This window comes from Clavibacter nebraskensis NCPPB 2581, assembly GCF_000355695.1.
GTDB lineage: Bacteria > Actinomycetota > Actinomycetes > Actinomycetales > Microbacteriaceae > Clavibacter > Clavibacter nebraskensis.
In genome coordinates this window covers 3,004,832-3,029,150 of record NC_020891.1, presented here as the reverse complement: position 1 = coordinate 3,029,150, position 24,319 = coordinate 3,004,832, and the positions used below count along the sequence as shown (strand labels likewise).

At 73.0% G+C, this 24,319-nt stretch carries 30 protein-coding genes; 19 read left to right on the top strand and 11 right to left on the bottom strand.

Annotation, left to right across the window (positions count from 1 at the left end):
- Positions 1-28 precede the first annotated feature (28 nt).
- From CMN_RS14350 to CMN_RS14305, 10 genes are all read left to right on the top strand, one after another.
- On the top strand, positions 29-1,429 hold the full coding sequence (locus CMN_RS14350) for a dihydrolipoamide acetyltransferase family protein (RefSeq protein WP_015491499.1): 1,401 nt from the start codon (positions 29-31) through the stop codon (positions 1,427-1,429).
- Between the two features lie 69 nt (positions 1,430-1,498).
- Entirely contained in the window at positions 1,499-2,452 is a 954-nt protein-coding gene (locus tag CMN_RS14345) for a metal ABC transporter substrate-binding protein (RefSeq protein WP_015491498.1), read from the top strand.
- On the top strand, positions 2,449-3,324 hold the full coding sequence (locus CMN_RS14340; protein ID WP_015491497.1) for a metal ABC transporter ATP-binding protein: 876 nt from the start codon (positions 2,449-2,451) through the stop codon (positions 3,322-3,324). Before CMN_RS14345 ends, CMN_RS14340 begins: the two co-directional genes overlap by 4 nt.
- Complete coding sequence (locus tag CMN_RS14335; RefSeq protein WP_015491496.1) at positions 3,321-4,247, top strand: metal ABC transporter permease; 927 nt, start codon at positions 3,321-3,323, stop codon at positions 4,245-4,247. Before CMN_RS14340 ends, CMN_RS14335 begins: the two co-directional genes overlap by 4 nt.
- A complete protein-coding gene (locus CMN_RS14330) occupies positions 4,244-4,687 on the top strand; it encodes a Fur family transcriptional regulator (protein WP_015491495.1) in 444 nt (147 codons plus the stop codon). The genes CMN_RS14335 and CMN_RS14330 overlap by 4 nt, the downstream gene beginning before the upstream one ends.
- Positions 4,688-4,882: 195 nt before the next feature.
- Positions 4,883-5,119 (top strand): 50S ribosomal protein L28, encoded by a 237-nt coding sequence (rpmB, locus tag CMN_RS14325; protein WP_015491494.1) that lies wholly within the window; start codon positions 4,883-4,885, stop codon positions 5,117-5,119.
- On the top strand, positions 5,119-5,286 hold the full coding sequence (gene rpmG / locus CMN_RS14320; RefSeq protein WP_011187086.1) for a 50S ribosomal protein L33: 168 nt from the start codon (positions 5,119-5,121) through the stop codon (positions 5,284-5,286). Before rpmB ends, rpmG begins: the two co-directional genes overlap by 1 nt.
- Positions 5,287-5,288: 2 nt before the next feature.
- A complete protein-coding gene (rpsN, locus tag CMN_RS14315) occupies positions 5,289-5,594 on the top strand; it encodes a 30S ribosomal protein S14 (protein ID WP_015491493.1) in 306 nt (101 codons plus the stop codon).
- Between the two features lie 131 nt (positions 5,595-5,725).
- Complete coding sequence (locus tag CMN_RS14310) at positions 5,726-6,013, top strand: HU family DNA-binding protein (protein ID WP_012039622.1); 288 nt, start codon at positions 5,726-5,728, stop codon at positions 6,011-6,013.
- A 122-nt stretch (positions 6,014-6,135) separates the two neighbouring features.
- Positions 6,136-8,115, top strand: coding sequence for a bifunctional copper resistance protein CopD/cytochrome c oxidase assembly protein (locus CMN_RS14305; RefSeq protein ID WP_015491492.1), 1,980 nt, complete (start codon positions 6,136-6,138; stop codon positions 8,113-8,115).
- A 40-nt stretch (positions 8,116-8,155) separates the two neighbouring features.
- Here CMN_RS14305 and CMN_RS14300 read toward each other — a convergent pair whose 3' ends face one another.
- Positions 8,156-8,833, bottom strand: a complete 678-nt coding sequence (locus CMN_RS14300; protein WP_015491491.1) for a DUF998 domain-containing protein — start codon at positions 8,831-8,833, stop codon at positions 8,156-8,158.
- Positions 8,834-8,992: 159 nt separating this feature from the next.
- Between CMN_RS14300 and CMN_RS14295 the strand changes: the two genes are divergently transcribed.
- Together CMN_RS14295 and CMN_RS14290 are read left to right on the top strand one after the other, a co-directional pair.
- Positions 8,993-9,682 carry a hypothetical protein gene (locus CMN_RS14295; RefSeq protein ID WP_015491490.1) on the top strand — a complete coding sequence of 230 codons (690 nt, stop codon included), beginning with the start codon at positions 8,993-8,995 and terminating at the stop codon, positions 9,680-9,682.
- Positions 9,675-9,965, top strand: coding sequence for a transcriptional regulator (locus CMN_RS14290; protein ID WP_015491489.1), 291 nt, complete (start codon positions 9,675-9,677; stop codon positions 9,963-9,965). The genes CMN_RS14295 and CMN_RS14290 overlap by 8 nt, the downstream gene beginning before the upstream one ends.
- Positions 9,966-10,071: 106 nt before the next feature.
- Here the strand turns inward: CMN_RS14290 and CMN_RS14285 are convergent, their stop codons facing one another.
- A complete protein-coding gene (locus tag CMN_RS14285) occupies positions 10,072-11,076 on the bottom strand; it encodes an iron-siderophore ABC transporter substrate-binding protein (RefSeq protein ID WP_015491488.1) in 1,005 nt (334 codons plus the stop codon).
- Between the two features lie 94 nt (positions 11,077-11,170).
- On the opposite strand from CMN_RS14285, the gene CMN_RS14280 reads away from it, so the two are divergent.
- The 3 genes from CMN_RS14280 to CMN_RS14270 are packed head-to-tail and all read left to right on the top strand — an operon-like array spanning position 11,171 to position 14,170.
- On the top strand, positions 11,171-12,229 hold the full coding sequence (locus CMN_RS14280) for a FecCD family ABC transporter permease (RefSeq protein ID WP_015491487.1): 1,059 nt from the start codon (positions 11,171-11,173) through the stop codon (positions 12,227-12,229).
- Positions 12,226-13,317, top strand: a complete 1,092-nt coding sequence (locus CMN_RS14275) for a FecCD family ABC transporter permease (RefSeq protein WP_015491486.1) — start codon at positions 12,226-12,228, stop codon at positions 13,315-13,317. The genes CMN_RS14280 and CMN_RS14275 overlap by 4 nt, the downstream gene beginning before the upstream one ends.
- 16 nt (positions 13,318-13,333) lie before the next feature.
- On the top strand, positions 13,334-14,170 hold the full coding sequence (locus tag CMN_RS14270; protein WP_041465330.1) for an ABC transporter ATP-binding protein: 837 nt from the start codon (positions 13,334-13,336) through the stop codon (positions 14,168-14,170).
- Between the two features lie 23 nt (positions 14,171-14,193).
- Here CMN_RS14270 and CMN_RS14265 read toward each other — a convergent pair whose 3' ends face one another.
- Both CMN_RS14265 and CMN_RS14260 read right to left on the bottom strand, forming a co-directional pair.
- On the bottom strand, positions 14,194-14,616 hold the full coding sequence (locus tag CMN_RS14265) for a VOC family protein (protein ID WP_015491484.1): 423 nt from the start codon (positions 14,614-14,616) through the stop codon (positions 14,194-14,196).
- Positions 14,617-14,731: 115 nt separating this feature from the next.
- Entirely contained in the window at positions 14,732-15,751 is a 1,020-nt protein-coding gene (locus CMN_RS14260) for a hypothetical protein (protein WP_015491483.1), read from the bottom strand.
- Between the two features lie 131 nt (positions 15,752-15,882).
- Here CMN_RS14260 and CMN_RS14255 point away from each other — a divergent pair, with 131 nt between their 5' ends.
- Positions 15,883-17,184, top strand: coding sequence for an ATP-dependent DNA helicase (locus tag CMN_RS14255; RefSeq protein ID WP_015491482.1), 1,302 nt, complete (start codon positions 15,883-15,885; stop codon positions 17,182-17,184).
- 29 nt (positions 17,185-17,213) lie between these two features.
- Here CMN_RS14255 and CMN_RS14250 read toward each other — a convergent pair whose 3' ends face one another.
- The 3 genes from CMN_RS14250 to CMN_RS14240 form a co-directional block, all read right to left on the bottom strand.
- Positions 17,214-17,906, bottom strand: coding sequence for a hypothetical protein (locus CMN_RS14250; RefSeq protein WP_015491481.1), 693 nt, complete (start codon positions 17,904-17,906; stop codon positions 17,214-17,216).
- A gap of 71 nt (positions 17,907-17,977) precedes the next feature.
- Positions 17,978-18,397 (bottom strand): DUF4383 domain-containing protein, encoded by a 420-nt coding sequence (locus tag CMN_RS14245; protein ID WP_015491480.1) that lies wholly within the window; start codon positions 18,395-18,397, stop codon positions 17,978-17,980.
- A gap of 100 nt (positions 18,398-18,497) precedes the next feature.
- Positions 18,498-19,148 carry a dienelactone hydrolase family protein gene (locus CMN_RS14240; RefSeq protein ID WP_015491479.1) on the bottom strand — a complete coding sequence of 217 codons (651 nt, stop codon included), beginning with the start codon at positions 19,146-19,148 and terminating at the stop codon, positions 18,498-18,500.
- Positions 19,149-19,203: 55 nt separating this feature from the next.
- On the opposite strand from CMN_RS14240, the gene CMN_RS14235 reads away from it, so the two are divergent.
- Positions 19,204-19,917, top strand: coding sequence for a DUF305 domain-containing protein (locus CMN_RS14235; RefSeq protein WP_015491478.1), 714 nt, complete (start codon positions 19,204-19,206; stop codon positions 19,915-19,917).
- A gap of 83 nt (positions 19,918-20,000) precedes the next feature.
- Here CMN_RS14235 and CMN_RS14230 read toward each other — a convergent pair whose 3' ends face one another.
- The gene (locus CMN_RS14230) at positions 20,001-21,296 is read right to left on the bottom strand and encodes a M18 family aminopeptidase (protein ID WP_015491477.1); all 1,296 of its coding nucleotides are present in this window, start codon (positions 21,294-21,296) and stop codon (positions 20,001-20,003) included.
- Positions 21,296-22,018, bottom strand: coding sequence for a deoxyribose-phosphate aldolase (deoC, locus tag CMN_RS14225; RefSeq protein ID WP_015491476.1), 723 nt, complete (start codon positions 22,016-22,018; stop codon positions 21,296-21,298). The genes CMN_RS14230 and deoC overlap by 1 nt, the downstream gene beginning before the upstream one ends.
- Before the next feature lie 107 nt (positions 22,019-22,125).
- On the opposite strand from deoC, the gene CMN_RS14220 reads away from it, so the two are divergent.
- A complete protein-coding gene (locus CMN_RS14220) occupies positions 22,126-22,344 on the top strand; it encodes a hypothetical protein (protein WP_015491475.1) in 219 nt (72 codons plus the stop codon).
- A gap of 22 nt (positions 22,345-22,366) precedes the next feature.
- Here the strand turns inward: CMN_RS14220 and CMN_RS14215 are convergent, their stop codons facing one another.
- Both CMN_RS14215 and CMN_RS14210 read right to left on the bottom strand, forming a co-directional pair.
- Positions 22,367-22,570, bottom strand: coding sequence for a hypothetical protein (locus CMN_RS14215; protein WP_015491474.1), 204 nt, complete (start codon positions 22,568-22,570; stop codon positions 22,367-22,369).
- 138 nt (positions 22,571-22,708) lie between these two features.
- Positions 22,709-23,593, bottom strand: coding sequence for a manganese catalase (locus tag CMN_RS14210; protein WP_015491473.1), 885 nt, complete (start codon positions 23,591-23,593; stop codon positions 22,709-22,711).
- Positions 23,594-23,919: 326 nt separating this feature from the next.
- On the opposite strand from CMN_RS14210, the gene CMN_RS14205 reads away from it, so the two are divergent.
- Positions 23,920-24,243 (top strand): DUF7882 family protein, encoded by a 324-nt coding sequence (locus tag CMN_RS14205; RefSeq protein ID WP_015491472.1) that lies wholly within the window; start codon positions 23,920-23,922, stop codon positions 24,241-24,243.
- Positions 24,244-24,319: the final 76 nt, after the last annotated feature.

Sequence of the window (24,319 nt, the reverse complement as noted above, 5' to 3'; positions counted from 1 at the left end):
CCGCGCGGCAGAAGAAGAGGACCGCACGATGGCTGATTCCGAGTTCACCCTGCCCGACGTGGGCGAGGGCCTCATCGACGCCGAGATCGTCTCGTGGCGCGTGCAGCCGGGCGACCAGGTGGCGCTCAACCAGGTGATCGTCGAGATCGAGACGGCGAAGTCGCTCGTGGAGCTGCCGAGCCCGTTCGAGGGCACGGTCTCCGGGCTGCTCGTGCAGGAGGGGCAGACGGTCGAGGTCGGCACGCCCATCATCGCGATCGCGCAGGGCTCGCCGAGCGTGTCCGCGCCGGCCGAGACGCCGGCCCAGATGGCGCTGCCGGGCGAGACGGTGATCGAGGACGACACCGCCATCGAGAACCGCGAGCCGGCGCCCGCGCCCGCCGCGGAGGAGACCTCGGGCGCCGTGCTCGTGGGCTACGGCACGGTCGGCAAGGTCGCGAGCCGGCGCCGTCGCACCGAGCCGGGCGACGCCGCTCCCGCCGCCCGCCATGCCGCGCGTCCGGGCGCCCCGGCCGGAGCGCCCGCCGCCCGCGCCCCGCGTCCCGCCTCGGTCCCCGCCGCCTCGGCCGTGCCGATCATCGCCAAGCCCCCCATCCGCAAGCTCGCGAAGGACCTCGAGGTCGACCTGGCCGAGGTCGAGGCCACCGGTCTCGTCGGCGAGATCACGCGCGAGGACGTCATCCGCACGGCGCAGCAGGCGAGCGTCTTCAAGAACATCGAGACGCCCGAGTGGCCGGACGCGCGCGAGGAGCGGATCCCCGTGAAGGGCGTCCGCAAGGTCATCGCCTCCGCCATGGTGCAGAGCGCGTTCCAGGCGCCGCACGTGAGCCTGTTCGTCGACGTCGACGCGACCCGCACGATGGAGTTCGTCAAGCGCCTCAAGGCGTCCACCGACTTCGCGGGCGTCAAGGTCTCGCCGCTGCTGATCATGGCGAAGGCGATGATCTGGGCCGTGCGCCGGAACCCCACGGTGAACTCCTCGTGGACCGACCAGGAGATCATCGTCCGCCACTACGTGAACCTCGGCGTGGCCGCCGCGACCCCGCGCGGGCTCGTGGTGCCGAACGTCAAGGAGGCGCAGGCCATGTCGCTGCTGGAGCTCGCCCGCGCGCTCGAGCAGCTCACGCTCACGGCACGCGACGGCAAGACGACCCCGGCGGACATGGGCCAGGGGACCATCACGATCACCAACATCGGCGTCTTCGGCATGGACACCGGCACGCCGATCCTCAACCCGGGCGAGGTCGCGATCGTCGCGCTCGGCACCATCAAGCAGAAGCCGTGGGTCGTCGACGGCGAGGTGCGCCCCCGCTTCGTCACGACCATCGGCGCGAGCTTCGACCACCGGGTGGTCGACGGCGACGTCGCGAGCCGCTTCCTGGCCGACGTCGCGAGCATCATCGAGGAGCCGGCGCTGCTCCTGGAGTGACGGAACCGTCCTCCACAGCGAGGGCGTGGTGGTACTGATACCGGTTATCAATACCGTATGGTCGGATCCATGAACCGTCGCCCCCTCACCGCCCTGCTCGCCGTCTCGCTCCTCGCCGTCCCCCTCGCGGGCTGCGCCTCCGGATCCGGGGCGCCCTCCGACGACGCGTCGGCGTCCTCATCCGGCGGAGGCACGCTCGAGGTCGTCGCCTCGACCGACGTCTACGGCGACATCGCGCAGCAGATCGGCGGCGACGACGTCAAGGTGACGTCGATCATCGACAGCCCGGACAAGGACCCGCACGAGTACCAGGCCACCTCGCGCGACCAGCTGGCGCTCTCCACGGCCGACGTCGTGATCCAGAACGGCGGCGGATACGACGACTTCGTCGACACCATGATCAAGGCGTTGCCCGGCGGGAAGAGCCCGGTCCTCCTCAACGCGGCCGACATCTCGGGCTACGACCAGAAGCCGGCCGAGGGCGAGTTCAACGAGCACGTCTGGTACGACATGCCCACGATGAAGAAGCTGGCCGAGGAGATCGAGCAGGCGTTCTCGAAGGCGGACAGCGCCGGCGCCGCGACGTTCGAGGCCAACGAGCAGGCCTTCACGGCGAAGCTCGACGCGATCGCCGACGCCGAGGCCGCCGCGAAGCCGGCCGGCACCGGCAAGGGCGTCGCGATCACCGAGCCCGTGCCGCTGTACATGACGAGCGCCATGGGCCTCGAGAACCGCACGCCGGACGAGTTCAGCGAGGCCGTCGAGGAGGGCACCGATGTGCCGGCCGACGTGCTGAAGGAGACGCTCGCGCTCTTCTCCGAGAAGAAGGTCGCGGCGCTCGTCTACAACTCGCAGACCACGGGCGCGACGACCGACCAGGTCGTCGCCGCCGCGAAGGCCGCCGGCGTCCCCGTCGTGCCGGTCACGGAGACCCTGCCCGCCGACCTGCCCGCGGGCAGCGGGTACGTTGAGTGGATGACCGAGAACGTCGACGCCGTGGCCTCCGCGATCCGGGGATCGTGACCGGCGCACCCGTCCTGAGCCTGCGGGACGCGACGCTCGCGTTCGGTGCGCGCACCCTCTGGAGCGGGCTCGACCTCGACGTGGTGCCCGGCGAGTTCGTCGCGGTGCTGGGCCCGAACGGATCCGGCAAGACCAGCTTCCTCAAGTCCGTCCTCGGCGCCCAGCGCCTCACGTCGGGGGAGATGCGCTTCCTCGACGAGCCGGTGCGCCGCGGCGCGCGGCGCATCGGCTACATCCCGCAGCAGAAGCTCATCACCGCGGCGACGCCCGTGCGCGCGCGCGACCTCGTCGGCTTCGGCGTCACCGGCCACCGCTGGGGGTTGCCGATCAGCCGGCGCGCCGAGCGCGCCCGGGTCGACGAGCTGCTCGACGCGGTCGGCGCCACGTCCTACGCGGACGCCCCGGTCGCGACGCTCTCGGGCGGCGAGCAGCAGCGGCTGCGCGTGGCCCAGGCCCTGGCGTCGGATCCGCGGCTCCTCCTCTGCGACGAGCCGCTCCTCAGCCTCGACCTGGGGCACCAGCGCGTCGTCAGCGAGCTCATCGACCGGCACCGCAGGGAGACCGACGCGGCGGTCGTGTTCGTCACCCACGACGTCAACCCCGTGCTGGACATGGTCGACCGCGTCCTCTACCTCGTGGGCGGTCGGTTCCGCATCGGCACGCCCGACGAGGTCCTCGACTCCGAAGTGCTGAGCTCGCTCTACGGCACGCCCGTCGACGTGGTGCGCGTGCGCGGCCGCGTCGTCGTGGTGGGCGCCACCGACGACCCGCAGGGGCACCACTCGCACGACGACGACGAGCACGACGAGCACGGCGACCACGGGACGCACGGCCTGCACGAGGCCGGTCCCGCCGACGGGAGGGCCGCGTGATCCACCTGCTCGCGGACGCGGGCGACGTCTGGTCGCGCCTGTTCGACTTCTCCGACTACGGCGCGCTCGTCGCGCTGCTGCGGAACAGCATCATCGCGGGCGCCGTGCTCGGCGTCGTCGGCGGCCTCATCGGCGTCTTCGTCATGACGCGGGACCTCGCCTTCGCGGTGCACGGCGTGAGCGAGCTCTCGTTCGCGGGCGCCGCGGCGGCGCTGCTGCTCGGCCTCAACGTCGTCGGCGGGTCCCTCGTCGGCTCGCTCGTCGCCGCCATCGCCATCGGCGTGCTCGGCACGCGCGCGAAGGACCGCAACTCGATCATCGCCGTCATCATGCCGTTCGGCCTCGGCCTCGGGATCCTCTTCCTCGCCCTCTACGACGGCCGCGCGAGCAACAAGTTCGGCCTGCTCACGGGCCAGATCGTCTCGGTCGACAACCCGCAGCTCGGCTACCTCGTCGCGATCAGCGCCGTCGTCATCCTCGGCCTCGCGGTCGTCTGGCGGCCGCTGATGTTCGCGAGCGTCGATCCCGACGTGGCCGCCGCCCGGGGCGTGCCCGTGCGGCTGCTCTCCATCGTGTTCATGATCCTGCTCGGGCTGGGCACGGCGGTCTCCATCCAGATCGTCGGCGCGCTGCTCGTGCTCTCGCTGCTCGTCACGCCTGCGGCCGCCGCGATGCGCGTCTCGTCGACGCCGCGGGTGGTCGTGTCGCTCAGCGTGCTGTTCGCGCTCGCCAGCATCGTCGGCGGCATCATGCTCGCGCTCGGCAGCAGCATCCCCATCAGCCCGTACGTCACGACCATCTCGTTCGCCATCTACCTCGTCTGCCGCGGCGTCGACGCCCTCCGGGCGCGCAGCGGCACGTCGGGCGGGACGCGTACCCTGGCGGAGCGGGGAGGATCGCCCGCCGGGAGGGCACGGGCATGAAGCGGAACACCTGGCAGCGCGAGGCCGTCCGGCAGGCGCTGGACGCATCGACCGAGTTCGTGAGCGCGCAGCGGCTGCACGCGCGGCTGCACGAGGCCGGATCCCCCATCGGCCTCGCCACCGTCTACCGCGCGCTCGGCGACCTCGCCGCCGAGGGCGACGCGGACTCGCTGCAGTCGCCCGACGGCGAGGCGCTCTACCGCACGTGCGCCACAGGCGGCCACCACCACCACCTCATCTGCCGTGTCTGTGGGAAGACCGTCGAGATCGCGGCCGACGAGGTCGAGTCGTGGGCGCACGACGTCGCCGCGGGCAACGGCTTCACCGCGCCGAGCCACGTGGTCGACGTGTTCGGACTCTGCGCCGAGTGCACGCGCCGCGCGGCCGAGGCGGCGGGCGGGCCGGTCGCCAGCACCTCCGAGGCCCCCGCATCCGCATGATCCCGGGCCCTCGGCTTGCGCCCGGGCGTGTCGTCGCGTAGCCTCGATCCTTGGCCGAGCGGCTCATCCGCTCGCATGTGCGCCCGCTGCCCCTCCTGAGGGACAGAGCCCCCTCTCTCGAGAACAGGGGACGGGCGTGCCGACAAGAAATCTTGGGTAGGGCGGTCTCGCCCTACGGTACCTACGGAGGAAACCATGGCAGCAACCTGCCAGGTGACCGGCGCCGTTCCCGGCTTCGGACACAACATCTCGCACTCGCACCGGCGCACCAAGCGCCGCTTCGACCCGAACGTGCAGAAGAAGACGTATTACGTCCCCTCGCTGCGTCGCAACGTCAAGCTCACGCTGTCCGCGAAGGGCATCAAGGTCATCGACGCCCGCGGCATCGAGTCCGTCGTCAAGGACCTCCTCGGTCGTGGGGTGAAGATCTAATGGCCAAGCAGCAGGACGTCCGTCCGATCATCAAGCTCCGTTCGACGGCTGGCACCGGGTACACGTACGTGACCCGCAAGAACCGCCGCAACAACCCCGACCGCCTCGTGCTGAAGAAGTACGACCCGGTCGTCCGCAAGCACGTCGACTTCCGCGAGGAGCGCTAACCATGGCCAAGAAGAGCAAGATCGCCCGCAACGAGCAGCGCAAGGTCATCGTCGAGCGGTACGCCGCGAAGCGCCTCGAGCTGAAGAAGGCCCTCGTGGACCCGAACGGCACCGACGAGAGCCGCGAGGCGGCCCGCGCCGGCATCCAGCGCCTCCCGCGCGACGCCTCGCCCGTCCGCGTCCGCCAGCGCGACGGCATCGACGGGCGCCCCCGCGGCAACCTGTCGAAGTTCGGCATCTCCCGCGTGCGCTTCCGGGACATGGCCCACCGCGGCGAGCTTCCGGGCATCACCAAGTCCAGCTGGTAGGTTCCAAGCGGCCGTACGGCCGATCGGACCGCTGATGGCCTCTTCGGCTCGCACGGTCCGCTGACGTAGACAGACACCATCCATCACACGGCCGCTCGCGAAGAACGGCACCAGGTCCGAGGAGGACACCCATGGCTGACAAGTCACTCAACCGCACCGAGCTCGTTGCCGCCGTCGCCGCGGAGTCGGGTCAGAGCCAGGCCGCCGTCAACGGCGTCCTGGACGCGCTCTTCTCCACCGTCGCGACCAACGTCGCCGACGGCGTGAAGGTCACGATCCCGGGCTGGGTCGCGTTCGAGCAGACGGCTCGCGCCGCGCGCACGGGCCGCAACCCGCAGACGGGCGAGCCCCTCGAGATCAAGGCGTCCAAGGGCGTCAAGGTCTCCGCCGGCAGCAAGCTCAAGGCCGCCGTCAAGTAGTCCTCCTCACCACACGCCCAGCGGGGGCGCCGACTCCGGTCGGCGCCCCCGCTGTCGCGTTCCCGGGCGGCGCTCCGACGGCCAGCCGGCCGTCAGCGGGCCCGAGTTAGGCTGATCCCCTCATGCCCAGACTCCTCCGCGTCGCGGGGCCCGCCGCCCTCGTCATCGTCGCGTTCCTCTCGCTGCTGGCCGCGCTCGCCATCGGCGGAGGCGCCGCCCCGCAGCTGCTCGAGGACGCGGGTCCCGTGGTCCGCTACGGCTTGCCCGCCGCGAAGATGATGGTCAACCTCTCGGCGGCCACGGCCATCGGCGCGCTGCTGCTCGCCGCGTTCGCCCTGTCGCGGCAGCGCCCCGAGTACGGCCGCGCGCTCGACATCGCCGCCGCGGGCGCCGCGCTCTGGACGGTCGCCTCGGCGATCACCGCGTTCTTCACCTTCCTCAGCGTCTCGGGCACGCCCTTCTCCTTCAGCTCCGAGTTCGGGACCAGCCTCGGCCTGGTGCTCACACAGATCTCCGTGGGCCAGGCGTGGCTCGCGACCACGCTGATCGCCGCGACCGTCACGGTGCTGTGCTTCGCGGTCCGCAACCACACCGCCATCGCGTTCGTGCTCGTCATCGCGGTCGGCGGCCTGGTGCCCATGGCGCAGCAGGGCCACGCGGGCGGCACCGAGGGCCACGACGCCGCGGTCAACGCGCTCGGCCTGCACCTCGTGTTCGCCGCCGTCTGGCTCGGCGGGCTCCTCACGATGGTGCTGCTGCGGTCGAAGCTCGACGGCGACCGGCTCGTTCCGGTGCTGCGCCGCTACTCGGCGGTCGCGCTCGTGTGCTTCGTGGTCGTCGCGGCCTCCGGGTACGTGAGCGCGGAGATCCGCGTCGGCACGCTCGACCGGCTGCTGACCGCGTACGGGCTGCTCGTGCTGATCAAGGTGGCGGCGCTGCTCGCGCTCGGACTCTTCGGCGCCGCGTACCGGCGCGTGCTCATCGGGCGGCTCGAGGAGCGCGGATCCGCGGCGCGCGGCCCGTTCTGGTGGCTCGTGACCGCGGAGCTCGCGTTCATGGGCGTGGCGTCCGGCGTGGCCGCCGCGCTCGCCCGCACGGCGCCGCCCGTGAGCCAGGTCGTCGCGACGCAGCTGCCGGATCCGACGCCCGCGCAGATCCTCACCGGCGAGCCCCTGCCGCCCGAGCTCACGCCCATGCGCTACCTGACGGAGTGGAACTTCGACCTGCTCTGGATCCTGCTCTGCGCCTTCGGGATCTTCTTCTACCTGGCCGGCGTGCACCGCCTCCGCACGCGCGGCGACGCGTGGCCCATCCATCGCTCGATCCTCTGGGTCGCCGGCATGATCGGCCTCTTCTACATCACCAACGGCGGCGTGAACGTCTACCAGAAGTACCTCTTCAGCTCGCACATGCTGGCGCACATGGTGCTCGCCATGGTCATCCCGCTGTTGCTCGTGCCGGGCGCGCCAGTGACGCTCGCGATGCGGGCCATCCGCAAGCGGCAGGACGGCAGCCGCGGCGGCCGCGAGTGGATCCTCATGGCCGTGCACTCCCGCTTCGCGTCGTTCGTGGGCCACCCGATCGTGGCGGCCGTGCTGTTCGCCGGCTCGCTGCTCGTCTTCTACTACTCGCCGCTGTTCAGCTGGGCCACGACCGACCACATCGGGCACCAGTGGATGATCGTGCACTTCCTCATCGTCGGGTACCTCTTCACGCAGAACCTCATCGGCGTCGACCCGATGAAGGTGCGCATCGCGTACCCGATGCGCCTGCTGCTGCTGCTCGCGACCATGGCGTTCCACGCGTTCTTCGGCCTCTCGCTCATGACCGGCACCGGGCTGCTGCTCGCGGACTGGTTCGGCGCGATGGGCCGGCCGTGGGGCGAGTCGGCGCTGGCCGACCAGCAGGCCGGGGGCGGCATCGCGTGGAGCATCGGCGAGATCCCCACGGTGATCCTCGCGATCGTCACGGCCATCATGTGGAGCAAGAGCGACAAGCGGGACTCCGTCCGGTATGACCGCAAGGCCGACCGCGACGGCGACGCGGAGCTCCAGGCGTACAACCGCAACCTCGAGGCGCTGCAGGCGTCCGGGCGGCGCTAGCCGGCGTCGTCCGCCCGCGTCGTCCTCCGGGCGGCGCGGGTCAGTCGTGCGGGCGCAGCCGGTGGCGGCGGGCGGCCACGAGCACCGCGACGCCCGCCATCAGCTCCCACGCGGTGACCGTGTAGACGGATCCGCGCTCCCAGACGCCGTCGATCGTGGATCCGCCGAGCGCCTCGAGCAGGGCGAGCGCGATGAGGCCGACCACGCCCAGCGCGACGCTCGCGACGCGGACGGCGCGCGCGACGCCGATGCGGCCGGAGCCGAGGCCCGCCACGATCGAGGCGGCGTTGCCCGCGATGATCGCCATGCCGGCCCCGACCACGTGCATCCAGCCGATGCCGCTGGCCGCGCTCGAGGCGCTGCCGTGGATGAGGCCGACCACCGTGATCCCCGCCGCGTGCACGGCGGCGAGGACGAGGAAGGCGCGGCGGGGGCCGGCGCGGAGGGCGCGGGTCACGATCACGGCGGCCGCGAGGTAGAGGACGCCCTGGAGGATGAAGCCCGCGTTCATCACCGCGTGCAGCGGCGAGTCGATGGCGCGGCCCTGGAACACGGCGACGTCCGGCACGCCGAGGTCGCTGATGTAGTTGGCGGAGTAGCTGTAACCGGGGAAGGCGGACGCGGCGATCGCCTCCGTGCCGACGTAGACGGCGGCGGCGGCGGCGGCGACCCAGGCGATGCCGGCGGCGGTGGGGATCAGCGGGCGGTGCGGGCTCATGGGGCTCCTTCGGGGACGCACGCGGCGCCGGGTCTCGTCCGTGGCGGACGCGTCCATCCTCTCCGCACCGAGATGCCATTGACACGGCAAAGCACTTTGCGTTACAAAGTAGCGAGGGCGCGAGCCCGGCGGGCGAAGGTCGCCCGCGGAGAGGCACGGATGGACCAGGCGGCGCTCACGCACGACAGGAAGGTCGACGACGACGGGCCCGCGCCCGACCCGCGGGAGATGCACGCGCTCATGGAGGACCAGCGCCGGGTCGCGGTCGACGCGCAGATGTCGTTCGTCTGGGTGATGGAGGTCTGCTGGGGCGTCGCGTGGATCCTCGGATACACGGCCCTCTGGCTCATCGACGGGTCGGACGCGGTGAGCCTGCCGCTGCCGGTCGCCGTCGGCATCTTCGCGGGGCTGATCGTGCTGTCGAGCATCGTGAGCATCGTGCTCGGGATCCGCAACGCCCCGGGGGTGGAGAGCTCGCCCGAGTCGGCCTGGCAGGGGCGCGTCTACGGGATCAGCTGGTCGGTGGCGATGGTCTCGGTCTACGTGCTCGGCATCGGCCTGGCAGTCAACGACGCCCCCACCCGCCTGCTGTCGATCTTCTACACGTCGGGCTTCTCGTTCGTCGCCGGCCTCATGCTGCTGTCGACGGCCGCGCTCTTCCGCTCGCGGTCGTCGCTGCTGCTCGGATCCATCCTCGTGGTCGCCGCGCTCGTGGCGCCCTTCGCGGGCTACCCCGGCAACTACATCGTGATGGCGGTCGTCGGCGGAGGGGCGTACCTCGTGACGGGGATCGCGGCCGCCCTCCTCGCCGGTCGCACGCGCCGGTCGCTGCGAGCCCGCCTTGGCTGACCTCGACCCGGTGATCCACGCGCAGGCCCGGCTGCGGATCGTGGCGGCCCTCGCGACGCTGGACGCGGGGGAGGCGCTGTCGTTCCCCCGGCTGCAGGAGATCCTCGACATGACGGCCGGCAACCTGTCGACGCACCTGCGGAAGCTCGAGGATCCCGGCTACGTCGAGGTGCGGAAGACGCACGAGGGCCGGCAGCCCGTGACCTACCTGGCGCTGACCACCGTCGGGCGGCGCGCGTTCGAGGACTACAGGCGGGCCCTCACGGCGATGCTCGACACGTAGCCGCCGACACGTCGCCGCCGGGACGTCGCCGCCGGGACGTCGCCGCCGGGACGACGAGGGCCCGCCGCGCTCGGTGCGCGACGGGCCCTCGGGACGTGGATGCGGATCAGGACGTGGCGGTCTCCAGCAGCGGCACGAGCTGGTCGAGCGCGTAGCCGGTGGAGAGCGTGGTGCCGATCGAGTACGCCGACGAGACGTCGCCGTCGAGGACGATGGAGTGGCCGGCCGCGACCGCGGGGATCGCCTGCCACAGCGGGTCGTCGGTGATGACGGACTTGTCGATGAAGATCGGGAACGCCACGATCACGTCGGCGTCCAGGAGGTCGAGCTGCTCGGAGGAGACGTCGACCGAGAACCCGCCGGCGTTCGCGGGGATCCCCGCGATGGTCGGGCTCTGCTCGAAGCCGAGCTTCTCGAGGAACGCGACGCGCTCGCTGCCCTCGACGTAGGCTCCCCAGCCCTCGCTGGTCTTGGTCGCGGCCGTGACCGTCTTGCCCTTCCAGTCCGGGTGCGCGGCCGCGACCTGCTCGAAGCGCTGGTCGACCGCGTCGAGGAGGGCGTCGCCCTGGTCCTCGCGGCCGAGGGCCTCGGCGACCATGTCGACCTGGTCGTCCATGTCGGTGAGGTAGCTGTCGGCGCTCTCGGGCACGCCGATGGTGGGGGCGATCTGCGACAGGCGGTCGTAGCGGGTCTGGTCGCCGGAGCCCTTGGTGTCGAGGATCAGGTCGGGCTTGAGCGCCGCGATCGCCTCGTAGGAGGGCTCGAGGGTCTCGATGATCTGCGGCTTCTGCGTGTAGAGGCCCTGCGCCCACGGGCCGACGCCGTCCGCGTCGGCGCCGAAGCCGAGCCAGTCGGACGCGCCGACGGGCTGGACGCCGAGCGCGAGCGCGGTCTCCGCGTCGCCCCAGCCGAGGGCGACGACGCGCTTCGGCTCGCTCGGCACGGTGACGTCGCCGAACTTGGTGTCGACCGTGACGGGGAAGGCGCCGGTCGCGGATCCGGACGCGGGCGGGGCCGAGGCGCCCGGGTCGGACGAGGCGGTGCATCCGGTGAGGGCGAGCGTCGCGACGGTGAGCGCGACGAGGGCGGAGCCGGTGGTGGGGAACCTCATGGTGCAGGGCCTCTCGGGTGTGGGGTGACGGGCCGGTGTGGATCCCATCAGGCAAGGGCAGCCTAACCTAAGGGCACGCTAGGCTGACCGGGCCATGTCGCTCCGGGTCCTCGCGCGCGCCTCCGCCCCCGACGCCCCCGAGGGCCGGGCGCGGAGCGGGCTGTCGCGCTCGGCGGGCCTCGTGCTCGCGCTCGGCGTGCTCGTGCTGGCGGCGCTCGCGAGCATCGCGATCGGCTCCCGCGACATCCCCGTCGGCGCCGTCGTCGACGCGCTCGCGGGTCGCCCGCGCGACCCGGCCGAGCTCGTCGTGATCCTCGACCTCCGCGTCCCGCGCACCCTCGTCGGCCTCGCCGCAGGCCTCGCGCTCGGGGTCGCGGGCGCGCTCATCCAGGCCGTCACGCGGAACTCGCTGGCGGATCCCGGCATCCTCGGCGTCACCGCGGGCTCGGCCTTCGCGGTCGCCATCGCCACGGGCGTCCTCGGCGTGACCGCCGTGAGCGGTTACCTCTGGTTCGCCTTCGCGGGGGCGCTCGTGGCCGCCGTCGTGGTCTACGTCGTGGGGTCCGCGGGGCGCGGCGGCGGGGATCCGGTGCGCCTCACGCTCGCCGGCGTCGCCCTCGGAGCCGTGCTCGCGGGGATCACGTCGGCGCTGCTGCTGGCCGACCCGCGGGGCTTCAGCGCGATGCGCGCGTGGGAGTCGGGCTCGCTGCAGGACCGCGGCTGGGACGCCCTCGTGCCGGTCGCGCCCTTCCTCGCGGCGGGCGTGCTGCTCGCCGCGCTCATCGCCCGGAGCCTCGACGCGGTCGCGCTCGGCGACGACCTGGCGCGCTCCCTCGGCGCGAACGTGGTCGTGGTGCGGGCCGTGGCCGTGGTCGCCGTGACGCTGCTCGCGGGCGGGGCGACGGCGATGGCCGGGCCGATCGCGTTCGTCGGGCTGATGATCCCGCACATCGCCCGCTGGATCGTGGGCCCCGACCAGCGCTGGATCCTCGCGTACACGATCGTGCTCGCGCCCGTGCTGCTGCTCGCGGCCGACATCGTGGGCCGCATCGTGCTGCGGCCGGCCGAGCTGCCCGCCGGGATCGTGACCGCGGTGCTCGGCGCACCCGTGCTGATCCTGCTCGTCCGCCGGCAGAGGGCGTCGGGGCTGTGAGCGCGCCCGCCCGCGCCGCCCGTCGCCCGGATCCCCGCCTCCCCGCCGCCGCCCGCACTGCGCGGATGGCAGGCACCGTGCGCCTGCCCGTCGTGGGCATCCGGCTGCGGCGGCGCGAGGCGCTCGTGGGCGCGGCGCTCGCCGTCGCGATCGTGGTCCTCGCGCTCGTGGCGCTCGGCACCGGCGACTTCCCGCTCACCGTGCCCGAGGTGATCCGCGCGATGGCGCTCCCCGACGGCTCGTTCGCCTCGACCATCGTCCTCGAGTGGCGCCTCCCGCGCGTGCTGGCCGCGCTCGCGTTCGGCGCCGCGCTCGGCGTCGCGGGCGCCGTGTTCCAGTCGCTCACGCGCAACCCGCTCGGCTCGCCCGACATCATCGGCTTCTCGACGGGCTCCTACACGGGCGCGCTCATCGTCACCACGCTCGCCGGCGCGGCGTTCCTGCCCACGGCCGTCGGCGCGCTCGCGGGCGGGCTCGGCACGGCGCTCGTCGTCTACCTGCTCGCGTACCGCGGCGGCGTGCAGGGCTTCCGGCTGATCATCACGGGCATCGCCGTCACGGCCGTGCTGCACGGGGTCAACACCTTCCTGCTGCTGAAGGCGGGCACCGAGGTCGCGATGGCCGCATCGATCTGGGGCGCCGGATCCCTCGCCCTCGTCGGCTGGGACCGCGCCCTGCCCGCGCTCGTCGCCCTCCTCGTGCTCGCGCCCGCGATCCTGCTGCTCTCCGCGCCGCTCCGGCAGCTCGAGCTGGGCGACGACGCCGCGCGCGCCCACGGCGTGCGGGCCGAGCCGACGCGCCTGGCGCTGCTGATCCTCGGGGTCGCCCTCACCGCGGTGGTGACTGCCGCCGCCGGGCCCATCGCGTTCGTCGCGCTCGCCGCCCCGCAGATCGCCCGACGCCTCACGCGGAGCGCCGGCCTGCCGCTCGTGCCGGCCGCGCTCACGGGCGGCCTGCTGCTGCTCGCCGCCGACCCTGCCGCCCAGCACGCGCTGCCGGGGACCGTGCCCGTGGGCATCGTCACGGTCGTCGTGGGCGGCGCCTACCTCATCGCCCTGCTCATCCGCGAGGCGTCCCGCCGTGCCTGACGCCGCCCCCGACCCGATGGGAGGTCCATCCGTGGACGACACCGCCACCACCGCGCCCGCGACCACCGCCCCGCGCCTCCGCGCCGAGGGCGTCACGCTCTCCTACGACCGGCGGGTGATCTCCGAGCAGCTCGACGTCGCCGTGCCCGACCGCTCGTTCACCGTGATCGTCGGCCCGAACGCGTGCGGGAAGTCGACGCTGCTCCGCGCGCTCTCGCGCCTGCTCGCGCCGACCGCGGGCGGCGTGCTCCTCGACGACCGACCGCTCGGCTCCTACCGCGCGAAGGAGGTCGCGCGCATCGTCGGCCTCCTGCCGCAGAGCGCCATCGCGCCCGACGGGATCACGGTGGCCGACCTCGTGGCGCGCGGCCGGTTCCCGCACCAGAACCTCATCCGCCAGTGGACGCCGACCGACGAGGACGCCGTGCAGCAGGCGATGGCCGCCACGGGGGTCGCCGACCTCGCCGCGCGCCACGTCGACGAGCTCTCCGGCGGCCAGCGCCAGCGCGTGTGGGTCGCGATGGCGCTCGCGCAGCAGACGCCCGTGCTGCTGCTCGACGAGCCGACGACGTTCCTCGACATCGCCCATCAGATCGAGCTGCTCGACCTCCTCGCCGACCTGCACCGCGACGGCAGCACCATCGTCGCGGTGCTGCACGACCTCAACCACGCCGCGCGCTACGCCGATCACCTCATCGTGATGAAGGACGGCCGCGTCGTCTCCTCGGGTGCCCCGCGCGACATCGTCACGGCGGAGCTGGTGGAGGAGGTCTTCGGGCTGCCGTGCCTCGTGATCGACGACCCGGTCTCGCACACCCCGCTGATCGTGCCGCGCGGCGGCCGCTGGACCTGAGGCCGGCGATCCGGCCGGCCGGATCAGGCGGCGGCTGCCGGCTGCGCGATCGACACCATCCAGTCGATCCCGTACCGGTCGGTGCACATCCCGAAGCGCTCGCCCCACGGCGCCAGCTCGAGCGGCAGCACGACCGTGCCGTCAGCCGTGAGCGCGTCCCACCAGCCGTCGAGCACGGCCGCGTCGTCGCCCGAGAGGGAGAGCGTGATGGCGGATCCGCTCGGTACGCCCATCGAGGCCGGGGTGTCCGACGCCATGAGCACGAAGCCCGCGCCGGAGTCCAACCGGCCGTGCATGACCTTGTCGGCCTCCGCGGGATCCGGGCTCATGCCCTGCTCGCCGAAGGTCGTCATCGCGAGCTCGCCGCCGAACACCCCCTGGTAGAAGCGGAGCGCGTCGGCCGCCTGGTCGCGGAAGGACAGGTACGGGGTCATGATCGCGGACATGCGGGCGCTCCTCGGGTGACGGATCCCCGCGGTCGCACGGACCCTGTTGCGTCCTGATCCTGGCCCTGCCGCTCCCGCGCCGCACCGTGACGCGGGGGGAGGGTGGCGGGAGCGGCTACAGCCCCTGGATCCGCACGCCCGACGTCTCGTCCACTCTCACGCGCCAGCTCACGCTGAACGGCACGTCCTCGTCGAGGTCCTTAACGCTGCCGTCGTAGAGGGAGCGGACGGGGACCTCGATGTGCGCGGTGCCGACGGTCGACGGCACCACCCAGTCGAGGTCGGCGGGGTCGTCGCTCGCGGGCTGCAGCGTGACCTGCGGCATGGCCGTCATGCTCCACACGGGCGGCGCGGTGATCCGGTCGCGGATCGTCTTCCCGAACGGGCAGCCCGACGGGTACAGCACCGACTGCGTCGTGCACTCCGTGAGGTACGCCTCGACCTCGGACCGCACGGACGCGACGAGGTCGTCGGTCGGCTCGGCGTCGACGCGCGCCGGCACGACGCTGCCCGGCTCGGTGACCGCCACCTCGGCGTCCTCCGCCTGGAGGTACTGGGACGCGTGGTCGAGCGCGAGGGACGCGGGCGCGAGCACGAGGTAGGTGGATCCGGCGCCCGCGGCCGTCTCGCCGCCGGGCGTCGCGGAGACGGGCAGCCCGTTGGCCGTGAAGGTGGACGCGTGCCGGAGCTCGAGGTCGATCGCCGCGACCGGGCTCGTCGCGAACTCCCACCGGGCGAAGAGGCCGAGGGCCGCGGGGGTCTCGCGCACACGGAACTCGGTGGATCCGGGCCCCGACGGCAGCGTGTACGAGTACGTGACCGCGCGTTCGCCGCCGCCCGCGGGCTCGTCGGACACGAGCTCGACGTCGGCGAGGCCGGGCAGCGCGCGGGCGTCCAGGAGGGCGCGGCTGCCGTCGTCCGGCAGGGCGACGCCGGGGGTGGAGAGCGCGTCGCGGCTGTCCTCGCGGGCGAGCGCGTCGAGGTAGGAGCGCACGAAGCCGTGGGCGCTGAAGGTGCCCTGGTTGAGCGCGGCGACGGTGCCGAGGAACGCTCCGACGAGGAGCGCCGCGAGGAGGGACCAGACGACGACGGCCCGACGCAGCTCGCCGCGCGCGTCGACGGCGGGGCTCGGCATGCGGATCATCCTACGGGCGGGGGATCCGCGCCTCCGCGCCGCGGTGCCGGGGTAGATTCGAGTGCGCATCCGCGCCGCGCCGCCGCCGTCGATCCGCGCTGCATCCACCCCCGACCCGCCAGGAGCCCCGCGTGAGCACGGTCCCCCTCTCCCCGGAGCAGGCCGCGGTCTTCCAGGCCATCGAGGGGACGCGCGACCACATCTTCGTCACGGGCCGCGCCGGCACCGGCAAGTCGACCCTCCTCACGCACCTGTCGTGGAACACCGAGAAGCAGATCGTGATCTGCGCGCCCACGGGCGTCGCGGCCCTCAACGTGGGCGGGCAGACCATCCACTCGCTGTTCAAGCTGCCCATCGGGGTGATCGCCGACGAGGAGATCGAGCAGACGGGCGAGCTGCGGAAGCTCCTCAACACCATCGACACGCTCGTCATCGACGAGGTCTCCATGGTCAACGCGGATCTGGTGGACGCCGTCGACCGCAGCCTCCGGCAGGCGCGCCACAAGAAGGACGTGCCGTTCGGCGGCGTGCAGGTGGTGCTCTTCGGGGATCCGTACCAGCTGGCCCCCGTGCCGGGCGACGGCGACGAGCGCGCCTACTTCGCCGACCGCTACCGCTCCATGTGGTTCTTCGACGCGAAGGTGTGGGAGGAGGCGCAGCTGCGGATCTACGAGCTCACCGAGATCCACCGGCAGCACGAGGAGGCGTTCAAGGAGATGCTGAACGCCGTGCGCCATGGTCGCGTCACGGCCGAGATCGCGGGCGTGCTCAACGCGGCGGGCGCCCGGCCGGCTCCCACCGACGGCGCCATCACGCTCGCCACCCGCAACGACACCGTCAACCGGATCAACGCCGAGGCCCTCAAGCGCCTGCCCGGCCGCTCTCTCACCGCCACCGCCGACGTCACGGGCGACTTCGGCGGCCGCACCTACCCGGCCGACGAGAAGCTCGACCTCAAGATCGGCGCGCAGGTGATGTTCCTCCGCAACGACGTCGACCAGCGCTGGGTGAACGGATCCGTCGGCGTCGTGACGCGCATCGACACGAACGTGTACGTCGAGCTCGACGGCGTCGTGCACGAGGTCGAGCCCGTCACGTGGGAGAAGCACAAGTACTCGTACTCGCCCACCACCAAGCAGCTGCGGCGCGACGTCGTGGCCGACTTCACGCAGTTCCCGCTGCGTCTCGCGTGGGCGGTCACCATCCACAAGTCGCAGGGCAAGACGTACGACCGGGCGATCGTCGACCTCGGCGCGCGCGTCTTCAGCCCCGGTCAGACGTACGTGGCGCTCAGCCGGATCACCGACATCGGCGGCCTGTACCTCACGCGTCCGCTGCGCCCCGGCGACATCATCGTCGACGAGAACGTGCGGCGGTTCATGAGCGAGGCCACCCGGATCCGCGTGACGCCGGCGGTCGCGCCCGCGAGCTGACCCGCCTGTCCGACGGCGTGCGCGCCGGCTCAGTGGCCGGAGTGCTCGCCCTGGATGCCGTCGAGGTCGATCGTGCTGTGCTGGCCGTGCGGCACGGCGAACTCGCCGGCGCGCGTGAGCGAGAGGGCCGGCGTGACGAGGCCCGCGACGACGAAGGCGCCGACGAGCACGCCCACGAGGTAGCGGCCGCCGGTGCGCTCGGGCTCGGCGGCGGCGGACGGGGTGGCGGTGGTCGCGGCGGCCAGCGTGGTCGCCACGGCGGCGGGCGACGCGGGGGCGGAGGCGAGCGGGGCGCCGGATCCGACGAGCGTGGCGTCGGCCGGGAACGTCGCCTCGACCGCCGTGCACACGGCCTGGGCCTCGGACTCGGCGCGGGAGCGGAGGTGGCGGCCGACGACCGCGGCGACCACGAGGTCGAGCAGGGTCGCGGCGAGCATGGGGATGGCGGGCAGGTCGCTCGTGATGCCGGGGGCGGACATGACGACCGCGGCCGTGACGAGGAGCGCCCAGCCGGCGACCGGGACGAGCGTGCCGAGGGCGGCCCAGCGAGGGACCGGCAGGCGGTCGGAGCGGAGGACCGCGATGGCCCACGCGCCCTCGGCGAGGCCGATGAGGAGCAGGGCCACCATGGCCGCGGGCGGGGATCCCGCGCCGACGGCGAGGTGGATGAGCGCGGCGCCCAGGGCGGCGAGGGCCAGCCAGTGGCGGATGAGCAGTGACACGTGCTGGTCCCTTCGTCGTCCCGGGCGCCGCGGGTGGTGCGGTGCTGCGTGCTGTCGTGCTGTCGTGCTGCCTAGGCGGCGCGGGCGGCGCGGTTGCGGACGCCCTTCTCGGCGCCGAGGCCCACGATCAGCAGCACGACGGCGCTGCCGACGTGCAGGAAGTGGTCCGCGGTGTTGAGCGCGAGGATGTTGAAGTCGGTGTTCACGAGGAAGAAGCCGACGATGCCGAGGGCGAGGTACGCGAATCCGATGGTGGAGTTCACGGCCTTGGCCGACGCGACGCTGGAGAGGCCGCCGATGAGGAGGGCCGCGCCGATGAGGAGGTGCGCCACGTTGTGGAACGGGTTCACCATGAAGATCCCGAGCAGCAGGCCGCCGTCGGAGGAGAAGAAGCCCCCGCTCTGCGGCGGGAACAGGAAGCCGAGAAGGCCGACGAGGACGTAGACGGCGCCGAAGACGGTGCCGAGCAGGCGGTTCGGGGACGAGCTCATGATGGTGCCTCCACTGGTAGGGAAGAGCCGGGGATCTCCCAGGCTCCCTACATTCGTACCGCCTAATCGACCGGATTGGTGCCTAAGCCGCACTGATCGGTCACTGGTCTCCGAGATGTTCGACGAGGAACGTCTCAGTACGGCGGTAGGCGAGGGCCGCCGCGTCGGGATCGAAGCGGTCGCGGAGGCTCGCGTTCGGGAACACGGGGGTCGTGCCCGGGTAGGTGTGCGCGGTGACCGGGGTGCCGTGCTCGCGGAGCCGGCCGATGAAGGCCTCGGGCCGCTGGTCGTCGATCCACTCGTCGTGCTCGGCGAGGTGGAGGAGCACCGGGCACGGGATGACGCCGTGCTCCTGGGGGCCGAGGCTCGCGCAGTGGGCGACGACCGCGTCGGCCCCACCGTCCTGCGCCTCGAGGAGCGCGAGCCAGCCGCCGGGCGCGAAGCCGACGAGGCCCACGCGCCGGGATCCGCGGACCCGCGCCGAGTCGATGCCGTCGCGGATCGTGCCGAGGGCGTACCCCACGTCGAGCTCGGCGGCGAGCCCCGCCGCGAGGCCGTCGTCGAGGGTGGCACGGCCGTCGTAGAGGTCGGGGACGAGCACGTGGAAGCCCGCGCGGGCGAGCGCGAGCGCGTACTGGTCGAGCCAGGGGAGGCGGCCGTGGTCGTCGTGGACGAGCACGACCACGGGGCGGCCGGGTCCGCCGAACTCGAGCGTGACGCCGGGGTGCGGCAGGTCGACGATCTCGGGCATGGGGAGAACCTATCGTCGGGCCCGCGCGCGCCGCGCCGTGGAGGAGGATCGTCGCATGGGATACCGCCACCGCCTCGCCGCGGCCACGACCGCCATCGCCCTCGCCGCCGCGCTCGCCGGCTGCTCGACCCCGCCGCGCACCCCCGAGGACGCCGCCAGCTCCAGCGCCGACGCGGCCGCCCCCTCCGAGACGGAGTCGCAGGGGTGGAACCGGGCCGACCTCTCCTTCGCCGAGGAGATGGGCGACCACGCCGCCGGATCCGTCGAGCTCGCCGTGGCCGCGCTCCAGGTGCGCGACCTGCCGCCGGGGGCGGAGGAGCTGGCCGTGCAGATCCGCGACGAGCAGGGCCCGCAGGCGCGCACGCTCGCGGAGCTCGCCGAGGAGTGGTCGGGCGAGGAGGGCGGATCCGGCGCCACCGGCACCGAGGACCGCGACGAGGCCGGCGGCGTGTCGGCCAGCAGCGGATCCGAGGACGGCAGCGCCGGCGGCACCGCGAGCGACGCCGCGTCCGAGGCCGACATCGAGGCCATGAGCGACGCCGCGTTCGACTCCGAGCTGCAGGTGCTCAAGCAGGCGACCGGCGCGGATGCCGCCCGGCTGTTCCTGCAGGGAATGATCGCCCGGCACCAGGCCGCGATCGCGCTGGCCGACGGCGAAGCGCAGCTCGGCACCTCGACCGAGGCGCTCGACCTCGCGGGCGCCATGGCGGCATCGCAGGGCGACCAGCTCACGAAGATGCGCGCGCTGCTGGAGTCGTACGGGAGCTGATCCCCGGTGCACGAGCGAGGGCCCGGCGCGGATCGCGTCGGGCCCTCGTGTCGTGTCGTGTCGCGCGGTGCGCCGGTCCGGCCTCAGGCGGCCGGCCGCAGGAACGCGGCGGCCGCGGCGGCGAGGTGCCCCGGGTCGTCGGCGCCGCACAGCTCGCGGGCCGAGTGCATCGAGAGCAGCGGGATGCCGACGTCGACCGTGCGGATCCCGAGGCGCGTGGCCGTGATGGGGCCGATGGTCGACCCGCACGGCACCGCGTTGCTGGACACGAACTCCTGGAACGGCACGCCGGCGCGCTCGCAGGCCAGCGCCCACTCGCGGGCGCCGACGCCGTCGGTCGCGTAGCGCTGGTTCGCGTTGATCTTCAGCAGCGGGCCGCCGTTCGGCACCGGCCGGTTCGCCGGGTCGTGGCGGTCCGGGTAGTTGGGGTGCACGGCGTGGCCGGCGTCCGCGGAGAGGCACCAGGAGGAGGCGAACGCGCGGCGGCGCTCCTCCGAGGAGGCGCCGAGCCCGGCGGAGATGCGGCCGAGGACGTCCTCGAGGATCGGGCCGGCGGCGCCCGACGCGGTCGCGGATCCGACCTCCTCGTGGTCGAAGGCGGCGAGCACCGCGATGGGCGCCTCCGGGTCGTCGTCCGCGGTGGCCGCGAGCTCGAGGAGCGCCGCGAGGCCCGCGTGCACGGAGCTGAGGTTGTCCATGCGGCCGGCGGCGAAGAGCTCCCCGTCGAAGCCGAGGGATCCGGGCGCCTGCGTGTCCGCGACGCCCACGTCGTAGCCGAGCACGTCGTCGGCCGCCACTCCGGCGAGGCCGGCCAGGTGGCCGAGCACGTCGGCGTCGGCGGGGGAGCCCGTGCCGAGGATCGGGCTCATGTAGCGCTGCGGATCCAGTCGCAGGCCGTCGGTGTTGACGCCGCGGTCGAGGTGCACGGCCAGCTGCGGGAAGCGCAGCAGCGGGCCGGTGCGGACGAGGTGGCGGCGGCCGTCGCGCGTGACGAGGCGGCCGGCGAGCTCGAGGTCGCGGTCGAGCCAGGAGTTGAGGAGCGGGCCGCCGTAGACCTCGACGCCGGCCTGCACCCAGCCGTCGGATCCGATCGTGGGCTTCGGCTTGAGCGTGAAGCCGGGGGAGTCGGTGTGGGTACCGAGCACGCGGAAGGGCGTGGTCGCGTGCGCGCCGGCGGACTGGATCCACGCGAGGAGCGCGCCGTCGCGCACGATGAACCGGCGGCCGGCGTCGGTGGGCCAGGCGTCGCGCTCGTCGAGGCGCGCGAAGCCCGCGGCCTCGAGCTGGCGGGCGCCCTCCTCCGCGGCGTGGAACGAGGAGGGGGAGGCCTGGATGAACCGGCCGAGGTCGGCGAGGTGCGCGCGGCGGTCCGCGGGCATCAGTAGCCGCTCGATCCGAGCGCGCCGTTCTCCGGCGTCTGCACGGGGCCGGCGAGCACGACCGCGCTGCCCGAGACGCCGAGGCGTGTGGCCCCCGCCTTGATCATCTGCACGGCGGTCTCGTACGTGCGGATGCCGCCGGACGCCTTGACGCCGGCCTTCCCGTCGACCGTGCGGCTCATCAGCTCGACCGCGTGGACGGTGGCCCCGCCGGTCGGGTGGAAGCCCGTGGAGGTCTTCACGAAGTCGGCGCCGGCGGCGACGGCCGCCTGGCAGACGGCGACGATCTGATCGTCGTCGAGCGCGGCGGACTCGATGATCACCTTGAGCGCGGCCGGGGCGGGCACGGCCTCGCGCACGGCGCGGATGTCGGCCTCGACGTCGGCGAAGCGGCCCTCGCGGGCGGCGCCCACGTCGATCACCATGTCGACCTCGTCGGCGCCCTGGCAGATCGAGAGCGCGGCCTCGGCGGCCTTGACCTCGCTGTGGTGCTTGCCGCTCGGGAAGCCGCAGACGACGGCGACCTTGAGGTCGGATCCCGCGGGCAGCTCCAGCGGGAGCATCGAGGGCGAGACGCACACCGAGTACGTGCCGAGCTCCACGGCCTCGGCGACGAGCGCGGCGACCTCGTCGCGCGTGGCCTCGGGCTTCAGGAGCGTGTGGTCGATGATGCGGGCGATCGCGGCCGTGTCGGTCGCGGGCGTGGACGGGCTGGTGCTCATGCGGGGATCCTCACGTCGTGCGGGACCTCGATCCTACGGCGGGGGTCCGGATCGGCCCGGCCGGACGAGGGGCAGCCGCTGAGGATCCACGCCGGTAGCGTCTATGCGTGATCTCCGACGGCACGACCACCGCGCTCGTGTCCGTGGCCCTCGGGGCCCTCGCCGTCGGGATGGTGCTGCAGGTGATCGGCGCGATCAAGGGAGCCCGCGAGCACGGCTGGGGCCGGGCGAGGCTCTTCGCCCAGCCCGCCCTGCCGTGGACGCTCGCGTCCTCCGGTGCGCTCGCGGTCAGCGTCCTCTGCTGCCTGCCGATCGTGTGGAGCTAGCGGAGCGCGACGGCTCCGCGGATCAGGAGTAGTCGGCGCCCGGGATGCCCGCCGGCCGGTAGACGTAGCCGTCCGCGTCGGAGTCGAGCTCCCACACGACCTCCTCCTCGCTGAGCGAGGTGGCGCGGACGAAGCTCTTCACGGGCTCGCCGTTGAGGAGCTCGACCTCGGTCTCCTCCGTGCCATCGGGGCCGACCAGCTGTGCGGTGTACGTGGAATCAGTCATGTCCCGACCCTACGACCGTCGGCGCGCGGCGACCGGGCCGGCCGGATCCGCACGGCCGGTACCCAGCCCGGCGACGGGACGAGCGCGCGGCGCGGGCGGCCCACCGAGTGGCGTGCCGCCCGCGCTGTGCGCGGCGGGTCACTCGGGCGTGACGGCGTCCTTCACGGCGCTCGCCGCCTTCTTCAGCATGCCCGGCTCCTTCGGCGGGATGGTGCCGTGGAGGAGCGGGTTGCCGACGGGCGGCGGCGGCATCGGCACCGAGGAGGTCGGGCCGTCGTGGTACGTGAACGTGCCCTTGCCGTCGGGCGCGGGGCCGGACGCCCACGAGCCCTCGGCCGCGGCGGGCCCGTCCGAGAAGTTGAGGTACTGGTACGAGACGTCCCGGTCCTCGAGCTCGACGGGGAAGTCGCTCGGAACGGGCAGGTTCTCGGTGCCCTCGGCCTGCAGCTCGGCGATCGCGGCGACCCACTGGTTCTGGTGCATGGTGTCGCGCGCGAGTAGGAAGGACAGGAGGTCCTTCACGCCGTGGTCGTCGGTCATGTGGTAGAGCCGGGCGACCTGGAGACGGCCCTGCATCTCGGCGTTCGCGTTGGCGTGGAAGTCGGCGAGGAGGTTGCCGCTCGCCGTGATGAAGGATCCCTGCCACGGGTTCCCGTTGCTGTCGACGGGGCGCGCGCCGGCGCCCGCGACGATGGCGTGCTGGATGTCGCCGCCGCCGATGACGGCCGCGAGGGTCGGGTCCTTCATCGCGTCCTCGGTCGCCTCGACGGGCGCGGTCTCGAGCAGCTTCGCGATCATGATGGCGAGCATCTCGACGTGGCCGAACTCCTCCGCGCCGATGCCGTAAAGCATGTCGCGGTACTTGCCGGGGAGCTTCGAGTTCCAGGACTGGAAGCCGTACTGCATGGCGACGGAGATCTCGCCGTACTGGCCGCCGAGCACCTCCTGGAGGTGACGGGCGTAGATGGGATCGGGCTTGTCGGGGGTGGCGCTGTGCTGGAGCTCCTGCTTGTGGAAGAACATCGAGGCCCTTTCGTCGTCGTCGCGGTCCGGAGCGATCGCGGATCTGCGTCCACCGTTCGCCGGGCCCAGGGGAGCGCCTACCCCCTTGACAGACGGCGGCGGGTCGCCTCGGGCGCGTCGGGGGCGCCGGATCCGCGCTCGTCGCCGCCCCCTCCCCAGCCGTGGCCCATTACCACATGCGGACCTGCCTTCCGGACGACGCGATCCCGAGCGGCAACGCTGGCATAGTGGGTGGGCACGGCCGAAGCTCAGCGCCGCTCTCAGGCCCCCTCTCCGTCGGCGCGGGGCCCGAGAGCTCACGCGGGGAGGGGGACACGGGATCGATCATGGGCACGTTCAAGTACGACTCGACGCTGACGGCGGAGTTCGACGACCGCCTGCTCGCGCACCTGCAGCTCGTCATCGGCGCGAAGCTGCGCCGCGGGGAGAACTTCTACTTCTCCTGGCGCGACGACGTGGAGGTGGGCGACGGGCGCACGACCATCTGGATGCACAACTCGCTGCCGCTGGTGTTCAAGTACCACGGCAGCCGCGTGCCGCCTATCAACCGCAAGTGGGTGGATGCGCTCATGACCACGGCCAACAGCCCCGGCGGCCTGCTCATCATGCGGGAGCCCACGGAGGACGAGCCGCGCGACGACACGCGCTGACCCTCACCGCATCCGCATCACCCTGCCCATAGGCGGGGTCGATCGCGTGTGTCAACCCCCACGGTCCCATTGGGGC